Source organism: Streptomyces sp. NPDC058051, assembly GCF_042885475.1.
GTDB lineage: Bacteria > Actinomycetota > Actinomycetes > Streptomycetales > Streptomycetaceae > Streptomyces.
This window is the reverse complement of record NZ_JBHVRW010000038.1, coordinates 26,482-50,806: the sequence shown is the minus strand read 5'-3', so window position 1 is coordinate 50,806 and position 24,325 is coordinate 26,482. Positions and strand designations below refer to the sequence as shown.

The 24,325-nt window shown below is 71.9% G+C and carries 20 protein-coding genes and 1 pseudogene; 13 read left to right on the top strand and 8 right to left on the bottom strand.

Translation table 11 applies throughout. From position 1 onward, the window contains the following. The 4 genes and pseudogenes from ACFVUT_RS35195 to ACFVUT_RS35180 form a co-directional block, all read left to right on the top strand. Positions 1 to 149, top strand: a pseudogene (locus ACFVUT_RS35195) (4-hydroxy-3-methylbut-2-en-1-yl diphosphate synthase); the annotation flags it as partial. Positions 150 to 317: 168 nt separating this feature from the next. After that, positions 318 to 1,163, top strand: coding sequence for a GNAT family N-acetyltransferase (locus tag ACFVUT_RS35190; RefSeq protein WP_389659776.1), 846 nt, complete (start codon positions 318 to 320; stop codon positions 1,161 to 1,163). Positions 1,164 to 1,227: 64 nt separating this feature from the next. After that, positions 1,228 to 1,797, top strand: a complete 570-nt coding sequence (locus tag ACFVUT_RS35185; RefSeq protein ID WP_389659779.1) for a GNAT family N-acetyltransferase — start codon at positions 1,228 to 1,230, stop codon at positions 1,795 to 1,797. 258 nt (positions 1,798 to 2,055) lie between these two features. Continuing rightward, the gene (locus tag ACFVUT_RS35180) at positions 2,056 to 3,756 is read left to right on the top strand and encodes a proline--tRNA ligase (RefSeq protein WP_389659782.1); all 1,701 of its coding nucleotides are present in this window, start codon (positions 2,056 to 2,058) and stop codon (positions 3,754 to 3,756) included. Positions 3,757 to 3,813: 57 nt separating this feature from the next. Here the strand turns inward: ACFVUT_RS35180 and ACFVUT_RS35175 are convergent, their stop codons facing one another. The 3 genes from ACFVUT_RS35175 to ACFVUT_RS35165 are packed head-to-tail and all read right to left on the bottom strand — an operon-like array spanning position 3,814 to position 5,787. Further along, on the bottom strand, positions 3,814 to 4,716 hold the full coding sequence (locus tag ACFVUT_RS35175; RefSeq protein WP_389659785.1) for an aminoglycoside phosphotransferase family protein: 903 nt from the start codon (positions 4,714 to 4,716) through the stop codon (positions 3,814 to 3,816). A 28-nt stretch (positions 4,717 to 4,744) separates the two neighbouring features. After that, entirely contained in the window at positions 4,745 to 5,263 is a 519-nt protein-coding gene (locus tag ACFVUT_RS35170) for a ferritin-like domain-containing protein (protein ID WP_389659788.1), read from the bottom strand. Then, entirely contained in the window at positions 5,260 to 5,787 is a 528-nt protein-coding gene (locus tag ACFVUT_RS35165) for a hypothetical protein (protein ID WP_389659791.1), read from the bottom strand. Before ACFVUT_RS35165 ends, ACFVUT_RS35170 begins: the two co-directional genes overlap by 4 nt. A gap of 176 nt (positions 5,788 to 5,963) precedes the next feature. Here ACFVUT_RS35165 and rimP point away from each other — a divergent pair, with 176 nt between their 5' ends. The 9 genes from rimP (at position 5,964) to ACFVUT_RS35120 (ending at position 18,220) form a co-directional block, all read left to right on the top strand. Next, the gene (rimP, locus tag ACFVUT_RS35160; protein WP_389659794.1) at positions 5,964 to 6,461 is read left to right on the top strand and encodes a ribosome maturation factor RimP; all 498 of its coding nucleotides are present in this window, start codon (positions 5,964 to 5,966) and stop codon (positions 6,459 to 6,461) included. 2 nt (positions 6,462 to 6,463) lie between these two features. Next, complete coding sequence (nusA, locus tag ACFVUT_RS35155) at positions 6,464 to 7,504, top strand: transcription termination factor NusA (RefSeq protein WP_389659797.1); 1,041 nt, start codon at positions 6,464 to 6,466, stop codon at positions 7,502 to 7,504. 181 nt (positions 7,505 to 7,685) lie between these two features. Further along, complete coding sequence (locus tag ACFVUT_RS35150) at positions 7,686 to 7,964, top strand: YlxR family protein (protein ID WP_389659800.1); 279 nt, start codon at positions 7,686 to 7,688, stop codon at positions 7,962 to 7,964. 147 nt (positions 7,965 to 8,111) lie between these two features. After that, positions 8,112 to 11,198, top strand: coding sequence for a translation initiation factor IF-2 (infB, locus tag ACFVUT_RS35145; RefSeq protein ID WP_389659802.1), 3,087 nt, complete (start codon positions 8,112 to 8,114; stop codon positions 11,196 to 11,198). Positions 11,199 to 11,333: 135 nt separating this feature from the next. Next, entirely contained in the window at positions 11,334 to 11,630 is a 297-nt protein-coding gene (locus tag ACFVUT_RS35140) for a DUF503 domain-containing protein (RefSeq protein ID WP_351200953.1), read from the top strand. 25 nt (positions 11,631 to 11,655) lie between these two features. After that, entirely contained in the window at positions 11,656 to 12,108 is a 453-nt protein-coding gene (gene rbfA / locus ACFVUT_RS35135) for a 30S ribosome-binding factor RbfA (protein WP_389659805.1), read from the top strand. Continuing rightward, positions 12,105 to 13,061: a tRNA pseudouridine(55) synthase TruB gene (gene truB, locus ACFVUT_RS35130; protein ID WP_389659808.1), complete on the top strand. Its 957-nt coding sequence runs from the start codon at positions 12,105 to 12,107 to the stop codon at positions 13,059 to 13,061. The genes rbfA and truB overlap by 4 nt, the downstream gene beginning before the upstream one ends. A gap of 205 nt (positions 13,062 to 13,266) precedes the next feature. Then, positions 13,267 to 17,211, top strand: a complete 3,945-nt coding sequence (locus ACFVUT_RS35125) for a trypsin-like peptidase domain-containing protein (RefSeq protein WP_389659811.1) — start codon at positions 13,267 to 13,269, stop codon at positions 17,209 to 17,211. Positions 17,212 to 17,266: 55 nt separating this feature from the next. Beyond that, entirely contained in the window at positions 17,267 to 18,220 is a 954-nt protein-coding gene (locus tag ACFVUT_RS35120; RefSeq protein WP_389659814.1) for a bifunctional riboflavin kinase/FAD synthetase, read from the top strand. An 81-nt stretch (positions 18,221 to 18,301) separates the two neighbouring features. Here the strand turns inward: ACFVUT_RS35120 and ACFVUT_RS35115 are convergent, their stop codons facing one another. The 5 genes from ACFVUT_RS35115 to ACFVUT_RS35095 form a co-directional block, all read right to left on the bottom strand. Next, positions 18,302 to 19,297 carry an oligopeptide/dipeptide ABC transporter ATP-binding protein gene (locus ACFVUT_RS35115; protein WP_389659817.1) on the bottom strand — a complete coding sequence of 332 codons (996 nt, stop codon included), beginning with the start codon at positions 19,295 to 19,297 and terminating at the stop codon, positions 18,302 to 18,304. Further along, a complete protein-coding gene (locus ACFVUT_RS35110) occupies positions 19,294 to 20,322 on the bottom strand; it encodes an ABC transporter ATP-binding protein (protein WP_389659820.1) in 1,029 nt (342 codons plus the stop codon). The genes ACFVUT_RS35115 and ACFVUT_RS35110 overlap by 4 nt, the downstream gene beginning before the upstream one ends. Beyond that, positions 20,319 to 21,254 carry an ABC transporter permease gene (locus tag ACFVUT_RS35105; RefSeq protein WP_389659823.1) on the bottom strand — a complete coding sequence of 312 codons (936 nt, stop codon included), beginning with the start codon at positions 21,252 to 21,254 and terminating at the stop codon, positions 20,319 to 20,321. Before ACFVUT_RS35105 ends, ACFVUT_RS35110 begins: the two co-directional genes overlap by 4 nt. Then, a complete protein-coding gene (locus ACFVUT_RS35100; RefSeq protein ID WP_389659826.1) occupies positions 21,251 to 22,333 on the bottom strand; it encodes an ABC transporter permease in 1,083 nt (360 codons plus the stop codon). Before ACFVUT_RS35100 ends, ACFVUT_RS35105 begins: the two co-directional genes overlap by 4 nt. 92 nt (positions 22,334 to 22,425) lie before the next feature. Continuing rightward, the gene (locus ACFVUT_RS35095) at positions 22,426 to 24,291 is read right to left on the bottom strand and encodes an ABC transporter substrate-binding protein (protein WP_389659829.1); all 1,866 of its coding nucleotides are present in this window, start codon (positions 24,289 to 24,291) and stop codon (positions 22,426 to 22,428) included. Between the last annotated feature and the right edge of the window lie 34 nt (positions 24,292 to 24,325).

The following is a 24,325-nucleotide window of genomic DNA, read 5'->3' as shown; positions in this document are numbered from 1 at the left end:
AGGGGCAGATCTTCGTGAAGGGCGAGGTCATCAAGACGGTGCCCGAGTCGCAGATCGTCGAGACGCTGATCGAGGAAGCCATGAAGATCGCCGAGCAGATGGAGAAGGACGGCATCGGCTCGGGCGAGCCCCAGGTCTCCATCAGCTGAACCACCACCCGCACCACCCGCGCCCCGCCGGACGGACACCGCCCGCCGGGGCGCGGTCGTGAGCGACCTCACGATGTCCCGCCGAGGCCGATCCCGGGCAGGGGCGGCGCCACTCAGGCTCTTTGGGTACAGTGCGGAAATCAGTAGACCGCATGGTGAGGCCCCCTCGTGTTGACGCACACCACCACCCGGGTCCTCGAACCCAGCGACCTCGGCGCCGCTCTCGCCATCCTGGAGAGCGACCCCGTCGCCAACGCCTTCGTGACGGCCCGGGTCCGGATCGCGGGTCTCGATCCCTGGCGCCTGGGCGGCGAGATGTGGGGCTGGTACGCCGACGGACGGCTGCGCTCACTGTGTTACTCGGGCGCCAATCTCGTACCGATCTGCGCCACCCCCGAGGCCGTCAGGGCCTTCGCCGAACGGGCCCGCCGGGCCGGCCGCCGCTGCTCCTCGATCGTCGGCCCCGCGGAACCCACCGCCCGGTTGTGGCAGCTCCTGGAACCGGGCTGGGGCCCGGCCCGCGAGGTCCGGCCCCATCAGCCGCTCATGGTCACCGAGAGGCCGTCCGCCGACATCACCCCCGACCCCCTGGTCCGCCGGATCCGCAAGGACGAGATGGACGTCGTGATGCCGGCCTGCGTCGCGATGTTCACCGAGGAGGTCGGCATCTCCCCGCTCGCCGGCGACGGCGGACTCCTGTACCAGGCACGCGTCGCCGAACTCGTCGGCTCCGGACGTTCCTTCGCCCGGATCGAGGACGGCCGGGTCGTCTTCAAGGCGGAGATCGGCGCCGCCACCCCGCAGGCCTGCCAGATCCAGGGCGTCTGGGTCGCCCCCGAGCACCGCGGCCGAGGACTCTCCGAAACCGGCATGGCGGCGGTCCTGCGCTACGCACTCGCCGATGTCGCCCCCGTCGTCAGCCTGTACGTGAACGACTACAACACCCCTGCGCGCAGGGCCTACGCCAGGGTCGGCTTCCGCGAGACCGGCGCGTTCATGAGCGTGCTGTTCTGACCGCCGGCCGGCCGGCGGCACCGACCCGTACCACCCACCCCACCCGGGCCAGTAGGGTCGGCCCATGGCAGCAGATTCCGGGGACGGCCCGCACACACCCAGCGTCCGGATCGGACCGGTCGATCTCTCCGCACGCGTGGACGAGGCCCTTGCCGTGCAGGCCGTCGCCTTCGGCCTGAGCCCGGAAGAGATCGAGGTGAGGCGTCACATCGTGCTCAGACACCTCGACCACCCCAGTGCCCGTGCGCTGGGCGCCACCACCCCGGGAGGCCGGCTGGTCGGCTTCGTCTACGGCATGCCGAACGACCGCGCGCAGTGGTGGTCCACCGTCGTCGAGCCCTACCTCCGCGCCACCGGCTCCGCGCACTGGCTCGACGACTCGTTCGTCATCACCGAGCTCCACGTCCTGCCGACGTTCCAGAACCGAGGCATCGGCCGCACCCTGATCACCACCGTCACCGACGCCGTCGACGAGCCGCGGTCCATCCTCTCCGCGATCGACACGGACAGCCCGGCACGCGGTCTGTACCGCAGCCTCGGCTATCAGGACCTGGCCCGGCAGGTGATCTTTCCCAGCGCACCCAAGCCGTACGCCGTGATGGGAGCCCCGCTTCCGCTGCGCCGCCCGGGCTGAGGTCCTCTGCCGGAACCGGGCCGGGCCGGGACCGCGCGCCCCGGCACCCCTGCCCCGCCGCGCCGGCGGCGGTCGTCGGCGCTCCGCGCGGGCCTCTTGCCCCGCCCCTGCTCCGCGCCGCGAAGCCGGGCACCGGAACCCGCCCACCGGCCCGGCCCGAGCCGGACGGAAGACCCCGGGCACAGAACAACGGATTTCCGCCCACCCCTACCACCCGGCTAACCTCCTGCACATCACCCTTCCGAGCAGGAGTTCATCATGGTCCAGGTCCAGCGCATGTCCCGATTGATGATCAAGACACTGCGTGACGACCCGGCGGACGCCGAGACGCTCAACCACAAGCTGCTCGTCCGGGCCGGATACGTACGTCGCACGGCGGCCGGCATCTGGACCTGGCTGCCGCTCGGCAAGAAGGTCCTGGAGAACATCACCCGCGTCGTGCGGGAGGAGATGGACGCCATCGGCGGCCAGGAAGTACTGCTGCCGGCCCTGCTCCCCAAGGAGTCGTACGCGGCCAGCGGGCGCTACGACGAGTACGGCGATCTGCTCTTCAAGCTCAAGGACCGCAAGGGTGCCGAATACCTCCTCGGCCCCACCCACGAAGAGATCTTCACCCAGGTCGTCAAGGATCAGATCACGTCCTACAAGGACCTGCCCGTGATCCTGTACCAGATCCAGACCAAGTACCGGGACGAGGCCCGCCCCCGCGCCGGTGTGCTGCGCGGACGCGAGTTCCAGATGAAGGACTCGTACTCCTTCGACACCACGGACGAGGGACTGGCCGAGGCGTACGCGCTGCACCGCGCCGCCTACATCCGGATCTTCGAGCGGCTCGGCCTCGACTACCGCATCGTCTTCGCGGTCTCCGGCGCCATGGGCGGCTCCGCGTCCGAGGAGTTCCTGGCCCCCGCCGCGGCCGGTGAGGACACCTTCGCCGACTGCCCCCACTGCGACTACGCCGCCAACACCGAGGCCGTGACCTACCGGGCCGCCCCCGCGGACGGCTCGGCGCACGGCCCCGTCGAGGAGCTGGACACCCCCGACACCCCGACCATCGAGACGCTCGCCGCGCACCTGGGCGTCCCGGCCTCCGCGACCCTGAAGAACCTGCTGGTCAAGATCGACGGCGAGATCGTCGCCGTGGGCGTGCCCGGCGACCGCGAGGTCGACCTCGGCAAGCTCGGCGAGCACCTGGCCCCCGCCGTCGTCGAACTGGTCACCGCGGAGGACTTCGAGGGCCGCGCCGATCTGGTACGCGGCTACGTGGGCCCGCAGGGCCTGGAGAAGGTCCGCTACATCGCCGACCCGCGCGTTGCCCCCGGCACCGCCTGGATCACCGGCGCGAACAAGCCCGGTACCCACGCGAAGAACGTCGTCGCCGGCCGTGACTTCGAGGTCGACGACTACCTCGACGTCGCCGTCGTCGAGGACGGCGACCCCTGCCCCGCCTGCGGCACCGGCCTCAAGCTGGACCGCGCCATCGAGATCGGCCACATCTTCCAGCTGGGCCGCAAGTACGCGGACACCTTCCAGCTCGATGTGCTCGGCCAGAACGGCAAGCCGGTCCGGGTCACCATGGGCTCCTACGGCATCGGCGTCTCCCGCGCCGTCGCCGCGCTCGCCGAGCAGACCGCCGACGAGCACGGGCTGTGCTGGCCCGCCGAGATCGCCCCGGCCGACGTCCACGTCGTCGCGGCGGGCAAGGCGCTCCAGACGGAGCTGGCCCTCGACGTCGCCGAGAAGCTCGCCGCCGTCGGCGTGCGGGTCATGGTCGACGACCGCGCGGGCGTCTCGCCCGGTGTGAAGTTCACCGACGCCGAGCTGATCGGCGTTCCGAAGATCCTGGTGGCGGGCCGCCGCTCGGCCGAAGGCGTCCTGGAACTCAAGGACCGCCGTACGGGCGAGCGCGAGGAGCTCACCGTCGACGAGGCGATCGCCCGCCTGACCGTTCAGGGCTGACACCCACCGCACAGCTGTGGGCCCCGCACCGCGCGGGGCCCACAGTCGCGCGATTTCTCACAGCCAGCTCGCGAACTCCAGCGTCAGCTCGCCCTCCTGGCGGCGGCCGACCGCCAGCGCCCGGGTGCCCGACTCCACCGCGCGGAACAGCGTCCAGCCGTGCAGCCGCTCCCGGTCCACATCCAGCGAATCCGCGAGCTTCTTGATCCGTCGGCGGGCCGTCACCGGACCGCCGGAGGAGGCGATCAGGTCCTCGACGCGGTCCCGCACCAGGCGCGCCAGGTCGTAGGCCCGCTCTCCGACCAGCGGCTCCGGTCCCACCGTCAGCCAGGGCACGCGCTCACCGGCGAGCACCTTGCTCTGGCGGAAGTTGCCGTGCAGCAGCAGGAGTTCGGGGGAGTGGGCGACAAGCTCCTCGCGCGCCGCGAGCGCCGAGGACACCAGCGGCTCCAGGCCCGGGTCGGCCGCCGCGCTCGCGCGCATCGGCTCCGTACGGCGCCCGGTCCGCTCGGCGACCGTCTCGAACCCGTGGCCGGCCGGCGGTTCGACCCAGAGGCGGCGCACCGTCCCCGCGGCCTCCAGCAGCGCCTTCGCCTCCGGCAGCGAGCGCAGCGACACCTCGGGGTGCAGCCGTTCCAGCAGCAGCGCGCCCGGGCCGTCGCCGAGGAGCCGTACCGCACCCCAGCCGTTCCAGTGCGCCAGCGCCGCCCGCTCCCGTTCCGGCATGGCCGCGGACGGAGCGATCTTCAGCGCGGCCGGGGTACCGTCCGCGCACGTCACCAGCAGGACCAGACTGCTGCGGCCCCCAGGGGCGGCAACCCGTTCCACGGTCACCGTCCGCCCGGTCGAGGACAGTGCTTCCTCGGTCAGTGCGGGCAGCCGCGCCAGCCAGTCGGCGGCGGCGTCCCCGGACGACTCGCCGAGCGCTCGCACCAGACGCTGCGGCGGTTCGAAACCCATACGTGCTGTGTTCCCTTTCAGAGCTCGTTCAGTGCGTCGCGCCGGTCCCGTTCCCCCTGCCGGTCCCGTGGATCGCGCCGGATCCGGCCTTCGCCCCGGACCTCGCCGCCGTGCCGGTAGCGTCGGCGGCCCGCTCGGCGAGCCCGGGAAAGGCTACGCCGCTGCCCCGCCAGCGGGCCGCGCGCACCGCGGCCTCGCGCAGCGCATCCGCGGCCTCCCGCCTGAGCGGACCTGCGGCGGCCCGTACGAGATCGGAGTACACGTCCGCGACCCGGTCCTCCAGCAGGGCGGCCAGCCGCACCGCCGCGGCAGGGTCCGGCACCGCGAACGGCAGAGCGTACGCGGCCTGAGCGGCCACCGGTTCACCGCCCAGGTCACGCACCGTCCGTGCCAGCGCGTCGCGCCGGGCCCGGTGCGCGTGGTAGGCGGCCGTGGCGTCGGCCCGGCGGTCGTCGGCGACCCGGCCGCCGACCACTCCGTATCCGTAGACCGCCGCGTGCTCGGCGGCGAGGGCCGCCTGCGCCGCCTTCCGTGTCCCGGCACTCATGACGAGGTCTCCTTGGCCAGTTCGGTCAGCAGATAGGCCTGGGCCGCACCCGCCGCCGCGATCGACGCCAGCAGCCGGGCCAGCTCCGGCGGGGCCTTCAGCAGCGCCGCCGTGTGGGCGTCCGTGGTGCGGCGCGCCACCTCGGCCAGTTCCTTGACGGCGCCCGCGGCGTCGGTCGCACGTGTCCGTGAGAACACGAGGGTCCTGCGGTCGTCGGGTGCCAGTGCCTCGACGTGGGCCCGTACGGCGTCCCGCAGTGGCGAGAGCCCGGCGGCGGTCGCGGGGTACGTCCTGACCACGTGTTCGTATCGGGCGAGCAGATCCCTGCTGGTACGGGCGGCACTTGCCCGGAGCGTCCGCTCCGTCCGCGCGGCCGACGCCTGCTCGGCCGCTGTCGCAGTGCCGGTACGGGCGGAGTCCTCGCCCCCTCCGGAACCGTCACCGCAGCCGGCCAGCACCGCCCCGATGGCGAGCGCCCCCGTCGCGGTGAACGCACTTCTGCGCGTCGTCCCCGTGCGCCGCACTTGTTCTCCTTCGGGCTTGGACCTGTCTTGACTGGATCTGTCCTGAAGTGATCACCGCAGGCGAGCGTACCCGCGCCTGCGGGGCAGGCGGACGGCAACACCCCTCGGGACCGGATACCCTTTGACCTGACACGCGAGATCCCCATAACAGCACACGCGGCCGAGGAGTCACCCGGATGAGCACCACCCAGAGCGAGAGGCTGCGCGGACTGCTCGAACCGCTCGTCAGCGCCGAGCAGCTGGATCTCGAAGAGATCGAGGTGTCCCGGGCGGGCCGCCGCCGGGTGTTGCGGATCATCGTCGACTCCGACGAGGGCGTGGAGCTGGACGCCTGCGCCGAGCTGAGCCGCGCGATCTCGCAGAAGCTCGACGAGACCGACGCGATGGGCGAGGACGAGTACGTCCTCGAAGTCAGTTCCCCCGGTGCCGACCGTCCGCTGACGGAGCACCGCCACTACGTACGTGCCACGGGCCGCCTGGCCAAGCTGCACCTGCGCGAGGGCGGCGAGCTGGTGGCGCGCATCCTCGCCGTGGACGAAGAGGGTCTCGACCTCGAAGTGCCGGGCGTCAAGGGCCGCAGGCCCACGTCCCGCCGGGTCGCCTTCGACGAGATCGCCAAGGCGCGCGTGGAGATCGAATTCAGCCGCAAGGACAAGAAGGAAGAGGAGGCGTAGCCGTGGACATCGATGTGAAGCTCTTGAAGGGCTTGGCACAGGACAAGGAGATCCCCTTCGACGTGCTCGTCGAGGCGATCGAGTCGGCCCTCCTCATCGCCTACCACCGCACGGACGGAAGCCACCGCCGCGCGCGCGTGCAGCTCGACGAGCGCGGCCATGTGACGGTGTGGGCGAAGGAGGACCCGGCCGACCTCGAACCCGGGCAGGAGCCCAAGGAGTTCGACGACACCCCGTCCGGTTTCGGCCGGATCGCCGCGACCACCGCCAAGCAGGTCATCCTCCAGCGACTGCGCGACGCGGAGGACGACAGGACGTTCGGTGAGTACGCGGGCCACGAGGGCGATGTCGTCACCGGCGTCGTCCAGCAGGGCAAGGACCCGAAGAACGTCCTGGTCGACATCGGCAAGCTGGAAGCGATCCTGCCGGTGCAGGAGCAGGTGCCGGGCGAGGAGTACACCCACGGCCTGCGTCTGCGTACGTATGTCGTGCGGGTCGCCAAGGGCGTGCGCGGTCCGTCCGTGACGCTCTCACGGACCCACCCCAACCTGGTGAAGAAGCTCTTCGCGCTGGAGGTCCCGGAGATCGCGGACGGTTCCGTCGAGATCTGCGCGATCGCCCGCGAGGCCGGTCACCGCACCAAGATCGCGGTCCGTTCGACCCGCTCCGGGCTGAACGCCAAGGGCGCCTGCATCGGCCCGATGGGCGGCCGGGTGCGCAATGTCATGGCCGAGCTGCACGGCGAGAAGATCGACATCGTCGACTGGTCGGACGACCCGGCCGAGATGGTCGCCAACGCCCTGTCGCCCGCGCGGGTGAGCGAGGTCGAGGTCGTCGACCTCGGCGCACGGTCCGCCCGGGTCACCGTTCCGGACTACCAGCTGTCGCTCGCGATCGGCAAGGAGGGGCAGAACGCCCGCCTCGCCGCCCGCCTCACCGGCTGGCGCATCGACATCCGTCCGGACACCGAGACCGACGCGGAGCGCGATGCCGCCGACCGCGAGCGGGCCGAGCGTGCCCGCGAGCGATCCCAGCGCGGCTGACCGGACGACCCCCAGTGCGGCCGATCCGGTCCCGTCCCGGGCGCTGCCCGGGGAACGGACCCGGACTCGGCCGCGCGGGCAGCAGGGAATACATCGCAGCGGCAGGCCGCTGAAAAATGACGACGTCCGTTCGATTTTTGCCCCAAAGGGGTGAGGTCGGTGCGGGGAGGTAGACTTAGACGTGTCTGGCCGGACGCACGCCCGCGCTTGCCCTGAGCGAACCTGTGTGGGATGCCGGGAGCGGGCGGCCAAGAACGAGCTGCTGCGCATCGTCGCGGAAGGGGACGCCTGCGTCCCTGATCCTCGGGGTACGCTGCCCGGCCGGGGTGCGTACGTACACCCCGTCTCTGTCTGTCTGGACCTGGCGGTTCGCCGCCGGGCATTCCCCCGGGCCTTCAAGGCCAAGGGGCCGTTCGACTCCGCAGCTGTGCAGCGGTTCGTCGAGCGGGTGACACCGTAAGAAGTGAACGGCACGGAATCCCGTGCGGTCAGGTACCTCGCGAGTCGGAAGTAGGTCGAGATTGCGATGAGCACTCGATGAGTACGCGATGAGTACGCCCATGAAGTAGCGACGGTCCGGCGGTAACCCGGACCTAAAAGGAGCGAAGTGGCTAAGGTCCGGGTATACGAACTCGCCAAGGAGTTCGGCGTCGAGAGCAAGGTCGTCATGGCCAAGCTCCAAGAACTCGGTGAATTCGTCCGTTCGGCGTCCTCGACGATCGAGGCGCCGGTTGTACGCAAGTTGACTGACGCACTGCAGGGGCCCGGCGGCAACGCCGGCAAGTCCGCTGCGAAGCCTGGCGCGCCCCGCAAGGCGACGCCCGCCAAGCCCGCAGCGCCGTCCCCGGCCGCTGCGGCACGTCCCGCTGCCCCGAAGCCCGGCGCCCCGGCCCCCAAGCCGGCCCCCGCCGCACCGGTGAGCAGCTCCCCCGCGGCGCCTACCGAGCCGTCCCAGGGTCCGCGTCCGGGCCCGAAGCCCGCGCCGCGGCCCGCTCCGGTGACTCCGGTCCCCGCTGCCGAGTTCTCGGCTCCGGCTCCGGCTCAGCCGGCTGCCCCGCAGCAGGCCCCGCGTCCCGCGGGCGCCACCCCCGGCCCGCGTCCGAGCCGTCCGGCCCCGGCCGGTGGCCAGCGCGACGGAGGTCGGGACGGAGGCCGCGGCGGCGACCGTCCGGCTCGTCCCGCAGGCCAGGGCGCCCCGCGCCCCGGCGCACGTCCGGCGGGCCCCCGCCCGGGCAACAACCCCTTCACCTCCGGTGGCTCGACGGGCATGGCCCGTCCGCAGGCACCCCGTCCCGGCGGCGCCCCGCGTCCCGGCGGCGGCCAGGACCGTCAGGGCGCCCCGCGTCCGCAGGGCGGCCCCGGTGGCGCTCCGCGTCCCCAGGGACAGGGCGGTGCCCGTCCCACTCCGGGCGGCATGCCCCGTCCGCAGGCTCCCCGTCCGGGCGGTGCCCCGGGTGGTAACCGTCCGAACCCGGGCATGATGCCGCAGCGTCCCGCTGCCGGCCCGCGTCCCGGTGGTGGCCCCGGCGGCCGTGGTCCCGGCGGCGGCGGCGGTCGTCCCGGTGGCGGTGGCGGTGCCGGTCGTCCCGGTGGCGGCGGCTTCGCCGGCCGTCCGGCCGGTCCCGGCGGCGGTGGCGGCGGTTTCGCCGGCCGTCCCGGTGGCGGTGGCGGCGGTGGCGGTGCGGGTCGTCCCGGTGGCGGTGGCGGCGGCTTCGGCGGTCGTCCCGGCTTCGGTGGCCGTCCCGGCGGCCCCGGTGGCCGTGGTGGCACGCAGGGTGCGTTCGGCCGTCCCGGCGGTCCCGCGCGTCGTGGCCGCAAGTCGAAGCGGCAGAGGCGCCAGGAGTACGAGGCCATGCAGGCCCCGTCGGTGGGCGGCGTCATGCTGCCTCGCGGCAACGGACAGTCCGTCCGTCTGTCGCGCGGTGCCTCCCTCACCGACTTCGCGGAGAAGATCAACGCCAACCCGGCGTCGCTCGTCGCCGTGATGATGAACCTCGGCGAGATGGTCACGGCCACGCAGTCGGTCTCCGACGACACGCTGAAGCTGCTCGCGGACGAGATGAACTACGTCCTGGAGATCGTCAGCCCGGAGGAGGAGGACCGCGAGCTGCTCGAGTCCTTCGACATCGAGTTCGGCGAGGACGAGGGCGGCGAAGAGGCGCTCATCCCGCGTCCGCCGGTCGTGACCGTCATGGGTCACGTCGACCACGGCAAGACCCGACTGCTGGACGCGATCCGCAAGACGAACGTCGTCGCGGGCGAGGCCGGCGGCATCACGCAGCACATCGGTGCGTACCAGGTCTCCTCCGAGGTCAACGGCGAGGACCGCAGGATCACCTTCATCGACACCCCGGGTCACGAGGCGTTCACCGCCATGCGTGCCCGTGGTGCGAAGTCCACCGACATCGCGATCCTCGTGGTGGCGGCGAACGACGGTGTGATGCCCCAGACGATCGAGGCGCTGAACCACGCCAAGGCGGCCGACGTGCCGATCGTGGTCGCGGTCAACAAGATCGACGTCGAGGGTGCGGACCCGACCAAGGTGCGCGGTCAGCTCACCGAGTTCGGTCTGGTGGCCGAGGAGTACGGCGGCGACACGATGTTCGTCGACATCTCCGCCAAGCAGGGCCTCAACATCGAGGCTCTTCTGGAGGCCGTCGTCCTCACCGCCGACGCCTCGCTCGACCTGCGGGCCAACCCCGAGCAGGACGCGCAGGGCATCGCGATCGAGTCCCACCTCGACCGCGGCCGCGGTGCCGTCGCGACCGTCCTGGTCCAGCGAGGCACCCTGCGGGTCGGCGACACCATGGTGGTCGGCGACGCGTACGGCCGTGTCCGCGCGATGCTCGACGACAAGGGCGAGAACGTCGAGGAAGCGGGTCCGTCGACCCCCGTCCTCGTCCTCGGTCTCACCAACGTCCCGGGTGCCGGTGACAACTTCCTGGTGGTCGACGAGGACCGTACGGCCCGTCAGATCGCCGAGAAGCGTGCCGCTCGTGAGCGCAACGCCAACTTCGCCCGCAAGGGTGTCCGGTTCTCCCTGGAGAACCTGGACGAGGCGCTCAAGGCCGGTCTGGTCCAGGAACTCAACCTCATCATCAAGGGCGACGCGTCCGGTTCGGTGGAGGCTCTTGAGTCCTCGCTGCTCCAGCTCGACGTCGGCGACGAGGTCGACATCCGGGTCCTGCACCGCGGTGTGGGTGCGGTCACCGAGTCGGACATCGACCTGGCGACCGGCTCCGACGCCATCGTGATCGGCTTCAACGTGCGCGCCGCAGGGCGTGCGCAGCAGATGGCCGAGCGCGAAGGCGTGGACGTCCGGTACTACTCGGTCATCTACCAGGCGATCGAGGAGATCGAGGCGGCCCTCAAGGGCATGCTCAAGCCGGAGTACGAAGAGGTCGAGCTCGGTACGGCGGAGATCCGCGAGATCTTCCGCTCGTCCAAGCTGGGCAACATCGCCGGTGTGCTGGTCCGGTCCGGCGAGGTCAAGCGCAACACCAAGGCGCGCCTGCTGCGCGATGGCAAGGTCATCGCGGAGAACCTCAACATCTCCGGTCTGCGCCGCTTCAAGGACGATGTCACCGAGATCCGCGAAGGCTTCGAGGGCGGTATCAACCTCGGAAACTTCAACGACATCAAGATCGACGACGTCATCGCGACGTACGAGATGCGCGAGAAGCCGCGAGGCTGATCCGTACCTCAGCAGTCGGGGCCGGTCGACGGGTCGAATATCCGTCGATCGGCCCCGGCCGTTCCGTGTACGGTTCTTGTGTCCCTGCCAAAAGCGCAGGGCGCGAACCCGAACCGGCGGGACATCCGGACACACATGTATGTGGGGACACTGTCCTTCGACCTGCTTCTCGGCGACGTACGGTCGTTGAAGGAGAAGCGCTCCGTCGTCCGCCCCATCGTCGCCGAACTCCAGCGCAAGTACGCGGTGAGCGTGGCGGAGGTGGGCGGTCAGGATCTCCATCGCAGGGCCGAGATCGGCCTCGCCGTGGTCTCCGGGGACACCGGACACCTCACAGACGTACTCGACCGGTGCGAGCGGCTGATCGCCGGCCGGCCCGAGGTGGAGCTGTTGTCCGTACGACGACGGCTGCACAGCGACGAAGACGATTGAGCAAGGCAAAGAAGGAGACGGACCAGTGGCCGACAACGCGCGGGCGAAGAAGCTGGCGGACCTCATCCAGGAGGTGGTCGCCGAGAAACTGCAGCGCGGAATCAAGGACCCGCGTCTGGGTACGCACGTGACCATCACGGACACCCGGGTCACCGGTGACCTGCGGGAGGCCACGGTCTTCTACACGGTCTACGGCGACGAGGAGGAGCGCGCGAGCGCGGCGGCCGGCCTGGAGAGCGCCAAGGGCATCCTGCGTTCGGCGGTCGGAGCGGCGGCGGGGACGAAGTTCACCCCCACCCTGGCCTTCGTGGCCGACGCCCTTCCGGAGAACGCCAAGGCGATCGAGGACCTTCTCGACCGGGCGCGGGCCTCGGACGCGCGGGTGCGCGAGGCGTCCTCGGGCGCCACGTACGCCGGTGGCGCGGACCCGTACCGCAAGGCGGATGACGAGAACGACGAGGACACCGCCTCCGAATGACATCGCAGAACTCGACACGCGGTCAGCGGCGCGGAAGCGCGGCGGCCTCGGACAAGGGGGGCGGCGCGGGGCCGGAGAGCGGTCTTGTCATCGTCGACAAGCCGTCCGGCTTCACCTCGCACGACGTCGTCGCCAAGATGCGCGGCATCGCCCGGACCCGCCGCGTCGGCCATGCCGGCACGCTGGATCCGATGGCGACGGGCGTCCTCGTGCTCGGTGTCGAGAAGGCCACCAAGCTGCTCGGCCATCTCGCACTGACCGAGAAGGAGTATCTCGGCACGATCAGGCTCGGCCAGAACACGATCACGGACGACGCGGAGGGTGAGATCACCTCCTCCACCGACGCGTCCGGTGTGACCCGTGAGGGCATCGACGCCGGGGTCGCGGCCCTGACCGGACCGATCATGCAGGTGCCGTCGAAGGTCAGCGCCATCAAGATCGACGGCAAGCGGTCCTACGCGCGGGTGCGCGGCGGCGAGGAGTTCGAGATCCCGGCCCGGCCGGTCACGATCTCGTCCTTCCGCGTCTACGACGTCCGCGAGGCGGTCGCCGAGGACGGGACGCCGGTCGTCGACCTGGTCGTCTCCGTCGTCTGCTCCTCGGGGACGTACATCCGCGCGATCGCCCGCGACCTCGGTGCCGGGCTCGGCGTCGGGGGGCATCTGACCGCGCTGCGGCGCACCAGGGTCGGGCCGTACGGTCTCGACGTGGCGCGGACGCTCGACCAGCACCAGCAGGAGCTGACCGTCATGCCGGTGGCCGAGGCCGCGGCGTCGGCCTTCCCCCGCTGGGACGTGGACGAGAAGCGCGCCAGGCTGCTGCTGAACGGGGTACGGCTGGACATGCCGGCCCTGCCGCCCGGGCCGGTCGGGGTCTTCGGACCCGACGGGCGGTTCCTGGCCCTGGTCGAGGAGCAGAAGGGCCGGGCCAAGAGCCTCGCCGTCTTCGCCTGACCGGGTGTCCCGCTACCTCGTCACCTCGTCGTGGAGCGGGCGGAGCCCCCTTCGCCCGCTCCACGGTCCCCCTCCGGGTTCTGTCCATCGGACGTCATGAATTCACCCCAATGAGCAGGCGCTTGGAGTGAACCAGGGGTGCATTCGGGGGCGCGTTTACTCCGAGTGGTGTTCGTGCCGATCACTGCGGACCTAACGTCGGATCATGGGAAGCGGGCACCGGGCAGCGCTGGTACGTATCTGCGATCCGGCCGGTCGGCCACGGGGAACCGGGTTCGTCGCCGACGACCAGGGCACTGTGGTGACCAGCCACGAAGCGGTCGGCGGACTCACCCGGCTCGTCCTGCACGGCACGGACGGCCGCAGATGCTCCGTCGAGGCCGCCGATGTCATCGAGCTGCCCGAACTGGACCTCGCCCTGCTCTGTACGGGAGGGCTCCGCGCGCTCGATGTGGAGCCGGCGCCGATCACGTCGCGGTGCATCGACGCCGGTACGTATGTGACGATCGCCGCCCACGGCTGGCGCGAGGCGCGGGTGCTCGGCGCCGCCCCGGTGACGTACACCGTGAACGGCCGCTCGCACCGGATCGGCGCGGCGATGGAACTGGCACTCGGCACCGACGGCGCGGACGCGCTGCGGACCGGCGGCGCGGCCACCGGCGGGCCCGTCCTCGATCCGGAGAGCGGCGCGGTCATCGCCGTGCTGGGTACCGCGTTGCGTGCGGGGCATCCCGCCGCCGGGTTCGCGGTGCCGCTCGGGAGCGTGGGCACCGGCGGTCCGCTGGAGGCGCTGCGGCGGCGCAACGGCACGAGCGTCCCCGGATACGGACGTGACCTGAATCTCGCGGGCGCCCTGCACCTCACCGCGACCTCGCTCGGCTCGGCGGGCGGGCCGGCCGACTGTCCGGACCCGGTCGAACGACCGGACGTCATCGCGGAGTTCGCCGCCTTCACGGAGCCCGGCCGCACCACCTCGGGACCGCACGCCTCCGCCGTGGTCCTCGGCCTCGTCGGAGCGCCGGGCACCGGCCGCACCACCGAACTGGCCGCACTCGCCGCCCGTCGCGCCCGCGGCTCCGTACCCGCCCCCACCCTCTGGCTGCGCGGCGCCGACCTGCTGGCCGACGACGGCTCCGTCGCCGACGCGATCGCCCGCACGCTCCGGCGGGCCGGACGGATCGTCACCGCCGCCGGTGCGAAGGGCGACATGGCGAGCGCCGTCCCGGAGCGGGTGGCCGGGCTGGCCGACGCGTCGGGGAGTCCGCTGCTCGTCCTGCTGGACGGACCGGAGGAAATGCCTCCGCTGCTCGCCCACGAGCTGGCCGACTGGACCGCGGGCACGGTCGACTGGCTGCGGCGGCACGGGGCGCGCCTCGTGGTCGCGTGCACGCCGGAGCACTGGGAGACGGCCGGTGCGCTCTGCCCGCCCGGCACTCTGCACCGCCCCGCCCGACCGGCCGGACGGCTGCCCTCCGCAGTCCCTCTCGGCGACCTCACCGCGAGCCAGGCCGCACAGGCCCGGGAACGGTACGCGATCGGTCCCGGCGCACTCGCCGCCGGCCACGACCGGCACCCGCTCACCCTGCGCCTTCTCGCGGAGGTACGCGAGGCATTGCCCGAGGACGTCGCCGGGCAGCCGGACGCGGAGGACGTCTTCGGCGCCCACCTGGACCTGATGTGCCTGCGCGTCGCGGTCCGCATCGCGGCCGTCGCGGGCCCGCTGCCCCGCGGCACCGCGGTCCGCCGGCTGGCAGCGCGGGTGGCGGGCCAGGTCCACGAGGCCGCCCGGCGCTGTCTGGGCCCGGGGCAGGGGGAGCTGGACCGGACGGCTTTCGAGGAGGTGTTCCCCTGGCGCACCGGCTGGGCGTCGGCGGTCCTCACCGAAGGGCTCCTCGTACCGGCGGGAGCGGGCTACCGCTTCGCCCACGAGGAACTGGCGGACTGGGTGCAGGGCGCCCACCTGGACCTGGACGCCGCGCTGCACGCTCTGGTCCACCGGTGGCCCGCGCAGGACGGGTCCGCGGTGGCGGCGCAGCCCCGGGTACCGCAGCCGAGGAGGCCGCGCGGCGGAAGCGGGCCGGTGCCGGAGGGCGGGGCGACGGACCCGGGACCGGGCCTCCGGAACGCGCCCGCACGGGAGGCCGGGGGCATGGCCGGGCCGCGCACCCTGCCCGTACCGCGCCATCGGATCGGCCCGGTGATCCAGGCCCTGCTGCTCCTCGGCCGCCGTCAGGGTCCTGCCGCGCTGGCGCACCGGCTGGCCGATCTGATCGAGGCCCTGGACCGGCTGCCCGCGGGGGAGAGGGCGGCGTTGGGTCCTGCCGGGACGGGGGAGGGGACGGTGCCGGGTCCTGGCGGGACGGGGGAGAGGGCGGCGCGGGGTCCTGCCGGGACGGGGGAGAGGGCGGCGCCGGGTCCTGCCGGGACGGGGGAGAGAGCGGCGCGGGGTCCTGCCGGGACGGGGGAGGGGACGGTGCCGGGTCCTGGCGGGACGGGCGCCGTAGTGGTCCGGGCCGTACCCGGACGCGAGCCGACGCACGACGCTCCCCGCCATGACGCCCGCTGGTGGGCGGTCCATCTGCTCACCGAGACACTGCTCCGAGTGCCCGACGCCCGGCCCCACCTCGGGGTGCTGCGGCTGCTCGCGAGCCGCGTCGTCCGGCGGGCCGCCGCGGGCGGGCCCGGGAGCACCGGGGGGCACGCCGAGTTCGGGCCGTGGTTCTGGCGGCGGCTGAAACTGCCCGAGGCGGACCGGATCGATCTGCTCCGGCGGCTCGTGCCCGCCGACGCCCCGCGCCATGGCGGTCCCCGTGCGGACGGCGACCGCGACCGCGCCCCGTACCCCGGCGGTGACGACAACGGCGAGCGGTTCCTGGACGCCGTCGCGCGGCGGCTCGTCGCACGGCCCAGGACCGTGCAGCCGCTGCTCTGCGACTGGTTCACCGACGAGCGCCCGCTCGCGGCCGAGGAGGGCGTCGCGATGCGGCCGACCGTGGCCGCCGCCGCTCAGGCGCTCCTCTACGCCCGCCGGGACCTGGCCGTCGACGATCTGACCGACGCACTCGTCCGGGCCGCCCACCCCCGAGCCGAGGAACTGCTCGCCGCGCTCGCCGAGGACGAGCCCTCCGCGCTCTGCCGGGCCGTGGACCGCTGGGCGCGTGACGAGGAGCGGCGGGGCCGCCGGACCGCCGCCGCCTCGTACGCCCTGGTCACCGCGGAGCACGTCACCCTCGACAGCGACCGCGAGTTGCTGCGTGGGGCCGCCCTCGCCCTGCTGGCCCACCCGTCCGACGCCTCCCTGCACGGGGCCGCGCTCACCCTCCTCGTGCAGGATCCGCAGACCAGGGACCGCTACCTGCCGCAGGCTCTGCGGGGCTTCGTCGCGGGGAAGCCGGAGCTGTCCGCCGCGGCGCTGGCCGTTGCCCTGCCCTCGCACACGGACCAGGTGCTCGGCGCGTACCGGGAGCGGGTCGTGCGGCCCGACACGGGAGCGGGAGAGGCGCTGTGCGCGCTCGCCGGGAGCGACGCCCCCGCGCTGGCGCTGCACGCCGCCGGGCTCGTGCGGGCGTACATCGACAGCCATCCGGACGACACCGTGCACGCCGCCGCGTACATCGACCGGAGGCTGGAGCACGGGCCCGCGGCCCGTGCCCTGCTGCTGCCCCTGGTGACCGGACTGCTACGGGACCGTCCCGTGCCGGCGGCGGTGCGCGGCGCGCTCGCGGGGGTGTTCGCCGCGCCCGGCAGCTCCGACTCGGGGCAGTTGAGGGGCGAGCTGCTGGAGGTCCTGCTGGACTTCGAGCAGGAAGCCCACCGCGATCCCGTCGTGCTCGACGCCCTGCTGCGGGCTGCCGCGACCGGCTCCGCCCGGCGCCCGCAGGCCCGTACCCGCGCCCTGGTCCACCGCACCGGGATGCTGCTGGTCCGTACCCCCGAGGGCGCCGTCCGCTTCGACCGCCAACTCGTCGGGCTCGCACGTGATGTGCCCGGATTCGCGGCGCTGGTGACCGGGTGGCTGGCCGACGCCCCGCAGGAGTGGGCGGTGCTCGTCGGCCCGAGCGCGCGGCGGACGGTGGAGGCGCTGGGAAGCGCGAAGACGATGCCGATGCAGGCCGCGGGGTGTGAGCATGGCAGTCTTAGACCTGCGTAGTAGTGCGTAGTACCAGCAATTTCACGTACACAGGTTCGGGCGAGGAGCGGTCACAGTGCAGCGCTGGCGTGGCTTGGAGGACATCCCCCAGGACTGGGGACGCAGCGTCGTCACCATCGGCTCCTACGACGGGGTGCACCGCGGACACCAGCTGATCATCGGGCGGGCCGTGGAGCGGGCACACGAGCTGGGCGTGCCGTCGGTCGTGGTGACCTTCGATCCGCATCCCAGCGAGGTCGTACGGCCCGGCAGCCATCCGCCGCTGCTCGCTCCGCACCACCGGCGGGCCGAGCTGATGGCGGAGCTGGGCGTGGACGCGGTGCTGATCCTGCCGTTCACCACCGAGTTCTCCAGGCTGGCGCCCGCCGACTTCATCGTGAAGGTGCTCGTCGACAAGCTGCACGCGCAACTGGTCATCGAGGGCCCGAACTTCCGCTTCGGCCACAAGGCCGCCGGGAACGTGCAGTTGCTCACCGAATGCGGCGAGACCTACGACTACGGTGTCGAGGTCGTCGACCTGTATGTGAGCGGTGAGGCCGGCGGCGGCGAGCCGTTCTCCTCCACCCTGACCCGGCGGCTGGTCGCCGAGGGGGACGTGGCGGGCGCCGCCGAGATCCTGGGCCGGCCGCACCGGGTGGAGGGCATCGTGGTCCGCGGCGCACGGCGCGGCCGTGAGCTCGGCTTTCCCACGGCCAATGTGGAGACGCTGCCGCACACCGCGATCCCGGCCGACGGCGTCTACGCGGGCTGGCTCGACGTGAACGGCGAGGCGATGCCCGCCGCGATCTCGGTCGGCACGAACCCGCAGTTCGACGGCACGGAGCGGACGGTGGAGGCGTACGCGATCGACCGCGTCGGCCTCGACCTGTACGGGCTCCACGTCGCGGTGGACTTCCTCGCGTACGTACGCGGGATGCTGAAGTTCGACTCGATCGACGACCTGCTCGTGGCGATGGCCGCCGATGTGAAGCGGTGCCGCGAGCTGATCTCCGGGTACGAGCGCGGCTGACTCCGCCCTGCGCGGCCTGGCCCGTCCCGCGCCGGGGCCCGTCCGGCGGTGACATCCGCCGGACGGGCCCCGGACGGCTCGCTACGCCCGTGCCTTCGCGGCGGCGGTCGCCCAGTGGCACGCCACCTGGGTGCGTCCGCCTCCCGAGAGCACCGGCAGGTCCTCCGTGCGGCAGGCGTCCGCGACACCCGCCCGCTCCGCCTCGCCCGAGGACAGCACCTGGCAGCGGGCGTGGAACCGGCACCCGGACGGCACCTTGGACGGATCCGGCGGCTCACCGGTGAGGATCACCGGATCGGTCTCGGCCTCCGGCAGCACCGACAGCAGCGCCTGGGTGTACGGGTGCTGCGGAGCCGTCAGGATCTGCTCCACGTCGCCCGTCTCCACGATCCGGCCGAGGTACATCACCGCCACCCGGTCGGCGATGTTCCACGCCAGGCCGAGGTCGTGCGTGACCACCAGTGCGGACAGGCCCAGTTCGTCCCGCAGCCTCAGCAGCAGGGCCAGGATCTCGCCGCGCACCGAAGCGTCCAGCGAGGCCACCGGTTCGTCGGCGACGATGAGTTCCGGTTCCAGCACCAGCGCACCCGCGATCACGACGCGCTGGCGCTGACCGCCCGACAGCTCGTGCGGATAGCGCAGGAAGAACCGCTCCGGGGGCCGCAGCCCCGCCCGGGACAGCGCCTGGGCCACCGCCTCCCGCTCGTCCCCCGCGTACCCGTGGATCCGCAGGCCCTCGGCGACGGCGTCGTACACCGTGTGCCGCGGGTTGAGTGAACCGCTGGGGTCCTGGAGCACCAGCTGGACCCGCTTGCGGTACGCCTTCAGCGCCCGGCTCCCGTAGTCGAGCGGCTGCCCGCCGAAGGTGACCCGGCCGGACGTCGGCGGGACCAGGCCCAGCAGCGAACGCGCCAGCGTCGTCTTGCCGCAGCCCGACTCGCCGACCAGCGCGACGATCTCGCCGGGCCGGATGTCCAGGTCGACGCTGTCCACGGCACGCGCCGGGGCAGCTCCGCGCCGGCCCGGGAAGGTGACCTTCAGCCCCTCCGCGCTGAGCAGGGGAGTGGTGGTGGTCATGGTGTGCTCCTTGCTTCCTCGGCACCCGGCAGGACCGGGACCGCGACCGCCCCCGGCTCCACCAGCACACAGGCGGCCCGCCGCCCCGCCCCCGCGTCCCGCAGCTCCTGGTCCTGCGTCGTGCAGGACTCCAGGGCCACCGCGCAGCGCGGATGGAAGGTGCAGCCTCCGGGCAGCGCCGACGGGTCCGGCGGATCGCCGGGCAGCCCGCGGGGCGCGAACCGGGAGGCCGGGTCGCCGATGCGCGGAAAGGCGCCGGACAGGGCCTTGCCGTACGGGTGGTGCGCGTTCTCGTAGACCTCGGACGCCGGGCCCTCCTCCACGACGCGGCCCGCGTACATCACCGCGAGCCGGTCGCAGGTGTCCGAGAGCACCGCGAGGTCATGGCTGATCATGATCAGGCCGAGGTCCTGTTCGGAGACCAACTGCTCGATCAGCCGCAGGATCTGGGCCTGGATCATCACATCGAGGGCCGTGGTCGGCTCGTCGGCGATGATCAGCCCCGGATCGCAGGCGAGCGCCATCGCGATCATCACGCGCTGCCGCTGCCCGCCCGAGAGCTCGTGGGGATAGGCGCTCGCGCGGGCGGCCGGCAGCCCCACCTGCTCCAGGAGTTCGCCGGCCTTCTTCGCCGCCCCCGCCTGCGTCGCCTTTCCGTGCAGCAGGATCGGCTCGGCGATCTGGTCCCCGATGCGGTGCACCGCGTTGAGCGAGTGCATCGCGCCCTGGAACACGATCGAGGCCCCGGCCCAGCGCACCGCCCTGACCTGGCCCCACTTCATGGTGAGGACGTCCTCACCGTTCAGCAGGATCTCACCGGAGACCTTCGTGCCGACGGGCAGCAGCCGCAGCAGCGCGAGCGCCAGCGTCGACTTCCCGCAGCCCGACTCACCGGCGATACCGAGCTTCTGCCCCGCGTCGACGGTGAGGTTCACCCCGCGGACGGCCTGCGCTCCGCCGGCGTACGTCACCGTGAGGTCCCGTACGTCGAGAAGCGGCGTCTTGCGGATGTTCGCCGTACTCAACGGGCCACCCCCAGCTTCGGATTGAGGACGGACTCGATGGCACGGCCGCACAGCGTGAACGCCAGGGCCACCAGGGCGATGGCGATTCCGGGCGGTGCCAGGTACCACCAGTCGCCCGCGCTCACCGCGCCGGCCTCGCGGGCGTCCTGGAGCATGCCGCCCCAGGAGGTGGTGGTCGGATCGCTCAGGCCGAGGAAGGCCAGTGTGGCCTCGGTGAGGATCGCACTGGAGATCACCAGCGTGGTCTGTGCGAGCACCAGCGGCATCACGTTCGGCAGGACGTGCCGGGCCATGATGTGCCCGTGGCCGCCGCCCAGGGCGCGGGCCCGCTCGATGTACGGGCGGGACTCCACGGCCAGGGTCTGGGCACGGACCAGCCGGGCCGTGGTCGGCCAGGTCGTGACGCCGATCGCGATGATGACCGTCCACATCGAACGGTCCATCACGGTGGCGAGCGCGATCGCGAGCACCAGGGTCGGCATCACCAGGAACCAGTCGGTGATCCGCATCAGGACCGTCGAGTACCAGCCGTGGAAGTGTCCCGCGACGATGCCGACGACCGTGCCGATGGCGACGCACAGGAACGCCGCGAGCAGGCCCACCGTCAACGAGACACGGGTGCCCCACACCAGCAGGGCCAGCACGCTGCGCCCGAACTGGTCCGTGCCGAGCGGGAATTCACCGCTCGGCGACTCCAGCGCCCCTCCGGGCGCGTTGGTGACGCTCTGCGAGTCGGCGCCGACGAGGGTCGGCGCGAACAGGGCGATCAGCGCGATCAGGACGAGCGCGGTCAGACCCCACAGCCCGCCCCTGTGACTGCGGTACTCCCGCCAGAAACGGGCCATGGACCGCCGCTTGCGCGCTCGGGCCAGAGCCCGTGCGTTGTCGGACGCCCCGGCCTTCGTGGGCGTGGGCATGGATTCGGTCGTCATCGGCCCACCCGGGGATCGAGCAGCGGATAGAGCACATCGGCAAGGGTGTTCGCCAGGATCACCGCGGTGGCGAAGACGAAGAACAGCGCTTGCACAAGGGGAAGATCGGGCACGCTGAGGGCCTGGTAGAAGAGACCGCCGAGGCCCGGCCAGGAGAACACCGTCTCGACCAGGATCTGCCCGGCGACCACTTGCCCGAGGTTCACGAACATCAGCGTGAACGTCGGCAGCATCGCGTTCGGCACGGCGTGCTTGCGGCGCACGGCGTCGTCCCGCAGCCCCTTCGCGCGGGCCGTCGTCAGGTAGTCGCTGCCCATCTCGTCCAGCAGCGAGGAACGCATCACCAGCAGCGTCTGCGCGTACCCGACCGCGACGAGGGTGATGACCGGGAGGACCAGATGGTGCGCCACGTCGAGGAGGTACGCGACACCGCTCTCGGTGCCCGACTCCATGCCGCCCGTCGGGAACATCCCCGGGATCGGACCGATGCCCACCGAGAAGACGATGATCAGCAGCAGGCCCAGCCAGAACGACGGCACCGAGTAGAGCGTGAGCGCGAACGCGGTGTGGAAGCGGTCGCTCACCGAGCCGTTGCGCCACGCGGTACGGGTACCGAGCCAGATGCCGAGCGCGGTGTACAGGACGTACGACGTGCCGGTGAGGAGCAGGGTCGCGGGAAGCGCCTCCGTGATCTTGTCGATGACGGGGGCGTGGAACTGGAACGAGGTGCCGAAGTCGCCCGTCAGGGCGTCGCCGACGTAGCTGGTGAACTGCCGCCACATCGGCTGGTCGAGACCGAACTGGTGCCGCAGCGACTGGAGCTGTTCGGCGGAGACGGGCCGGCCGCCCGTCATCTGCTTCACCGGGTCGCTGGGAATGAGCCGGAACAGGAAGAAGCTGGTGACCAGGACCGCGAACAGGGAGACGGCCGCTCCCACGATCTTGGCCGCGACGTACTGGAGATAGGCCTTGAGGTTGCGCGCCCGTGGGCCGCGGGCGGCCACCGGTCCGGCCGGAGCCGGACCTTCGGTGTCCGCGTCCGCGATCTGCACGAGCGCCGGAGTGCTTTCAGCTGTCATGGGGAACTCTCGTTACTCGTGCTGCGCTTGGAGGAACCGGCCGGGGCGGCTTCGCACCGCCCCGGCCGGCCCCACTCAGCCCGTCCGCGTGATTACTCGCGGTCGTCCGCAGTGGTGCGGCGGCGCTTCGCGATGAACAACCCGCCACCGGCGAGCACCACGACCACCACGATGACGCCGATGACGACACCGGTGGAGCCGGACCCGCCGGAGCTGTCCGAAGCGCTGCTGTCCGCCGGAACGGCCGACCACCAGCTCCAGTACCCGTCCTGGCCGTAGATGTTGCCTGCCGCCTCGGGCATGGTCGTGATCGACTTGATCTGGTCGGTGCGGTAGGCCTCGACCGCGTTCGGGTACGCGATGACGCTCATGTACCCGGAGTCGTACATCCACGACTGCATCTGCTTGACGAGGTCCGCGCGCTTGGCCGGGTCGTACTCGGCGAGCTGCTTCTTGTAGAGGTCGTCGTACGTCTTGTCGCAGATGAAGTTGTCGGTGGCCGCGCTGTCCTTGGCCTTGATCGGCAGGGCGGCGCAGGTGTGGATGCCGAGGACGAAGTCCGGGTCCGGGTTGACCGACCAGCCGTCGAAGGCGAGGTCGTACTCACCGGCGTACCACGGCACCGAGACGTCGTCGAGGCAGTCGACCTTGAGCCCGATGCCGAGCTCGCCCCACCACTCCTTGAGGTATTTCCCTATCGCCTTGTCGTTCGGGTCCGTGGCGTGGCACAGGATGCGCAGGTCGAGCGGCTTGCCGTCCTTGCCGACGCGCTGGGTGCCCTTGAGCTCGTAGCCCGCCTCGTCGAGGAGCTTGGCCGCCTTGGCCGGGTCGTAGGCGAGGCTCTGGTCGGCTGACGGCTGCCAGAAGTAGTCCGAGAAGCGCGGCGGGATGTAGCCCTGGCCCTCGACGGCGTGGCCCTGGAAGACCTTGTCGATGAGGGTCTTGCGGTCGATCGACAGGAAGAGGGCCTGGCGCACCTTCTGGTCGAGCAGGGCCTTGTTGCCGTCGCCGAACTTCTTGCCGTCCTTGGTCTGCGCGCCCGGGTTGGCGGCCAGCGCGAAGAAGCGGCGGCCGGGGCCCTCGTTGACCTTGATGTTCTCGTCGCCCTTGAGGGACGCGGCCTGAGCGGGCGTCAGCGCGGGCGATCCGGCGACGAAGGAGACCTCGCCCTTGCGCAGGGCGGCGACCGCGGCGTCCTGGTCCTTGTACGTCTTGAAGACCACCTCGTCGAACTTCGGCGCACCGCGCCAGAAGTCCTTGTTGGCCTTGAGCTTCACGTACTGGTCGACCTTGTAGTCCGTCAGGATGAACGGTCCGTTGCCGACGATCGGGAACTTCGTGTCGTTGTTGAACTTGGAGAAGTCACCGACCGTCTCCCAGACGTGCTTCGGGACGATCGGCACGTCGAGCGCGGCCATCGTGGCCTGCGGCTCCTTGAGCTCGATGACCAGCTGCGTCGGGCTCGGCGCCGTCACCTTCTTGAAGTTCGCGACGAAGTTGCCGTTGGCCTGCGCGGCACCCTCGTCGGTCATCATCTTGTTGAACGTCCACGCCGCGTCCTCGGCGGTGGCCTGCCGGCCGTCCGACCACTTCGAGTCGGAGCGGATGGTGTACGTCCAGGTCAGCTTGTCCGCGGACGGCTCCCACTTGGTGGCGAGGCCGGGGATCGCGTGGTTGTCCTTGGCGTCATAGTTCGTCAGGAAGTCGTACATGAGCCGGCTGATGCTCGTGCTCATCAGCCGCTGAGCGAGGAACGGGCTCAGGGAGTCGACGCTCTGCGCGACGGCGACGGTCAGCGTCGACTTGCCGCTGTCGGCGGCCTGCGCCTGCTGCGGCGCGGCACCCAGGGGCACACCCGGCACGATGGATGCGGCGGCCAGCGCCAGGGCGGCGGCACCGGAGGCCAGGAGGACACGCAGACGCGAGCGTGGCTGGGCGGGTGGAACTCTTTCGACCATGGTCAAGGACCTCGTGTCATGACTTGCACGGAGA

Coding starts and splice junctions, on each gene's coding strand:
- ACFVUT_RS35185 (WP_389659779.1), top strand. CDS start 1,228: ATGGCAGCAGATTCCGGGGACGGCCCGCACACACCCAGCGTCCGGATC.
- ACFVUT_RS35180 (WP_389659782.1), top strand. CDS start 2,056: ATGGTCCAGGTCCAGCGCATGTCCCGATTGATGATCAAGACACTGCGT.
- ACFVUT_RS35175 (WP_389659785.1), bottom strand. CDS start 4,716: ATGGGTTTCGAACCGCCGCAGCGTCTGGTGCGAGCGCTCGGCGAGTCG.
- ACFVUT_RS35170 (WP_389659788.1), bottom strand. CDS start 5,263: ATGAGTGCCGGGACACGGAAGGCGGCGCAGGCGGCCCTCGCCGCCGAG.
- rimP (WP_389659794.1), top strand. CDS start 5,964: ATGAGCACCACCCAGAGCGAGAGGCTGCGCGGACTGCTCGAACCGCTC.
- ACFVUT_RS35140 (WP_351200953.1), top strand. CDS start 11,334: ATGTATGTGGGGACACTGTCCTTCGACCTGCTTCTCGGCGACGTACGG.
- truB (WP_389659808.1), top strand. CDS start 12,105: ATGACATCGCAGAACTCGACACGCGGTCAGCGGCGCGGAAGCGCGGCG.
- ACFVUT_RS35125 (WP_389659811.1), top strand. CDS start 13,267: ATGGGAAGCGGGCACCGGGCAGCGCTGGTACGTATCTGCGATCCGGCC.
- ACFVUT_RS35115 (WP_389659817.1), bottom strand. CDS start 19,297: ATGACCACCACCACTCCCCTGCTCAGCGCGGAGGGGCTGAAGGTCACC.
- ACFVUT_RS35105 (WP_389659823.1), bottom strand. CDS start 21,254: ATGACGACCGAATCCATGCCCACGCCCACGAAGGCCGGGGCGTCCGAC.
- ACFVUT_RS35100 (WP_389659826.1), bottom strand. CDS start 22,333: ATGACAGCTGAAAGCACTCCGGCGCTCGTGCAGATCGCGGACGCGGAC.
- ACFVUT_RS35095 (WP_389659829.1), bottom strand. CDS start 24,291: ATGGTCGAAAGAGTTCCACCCGCCCAGCCACGCTCGCGTCTGCGTGTC.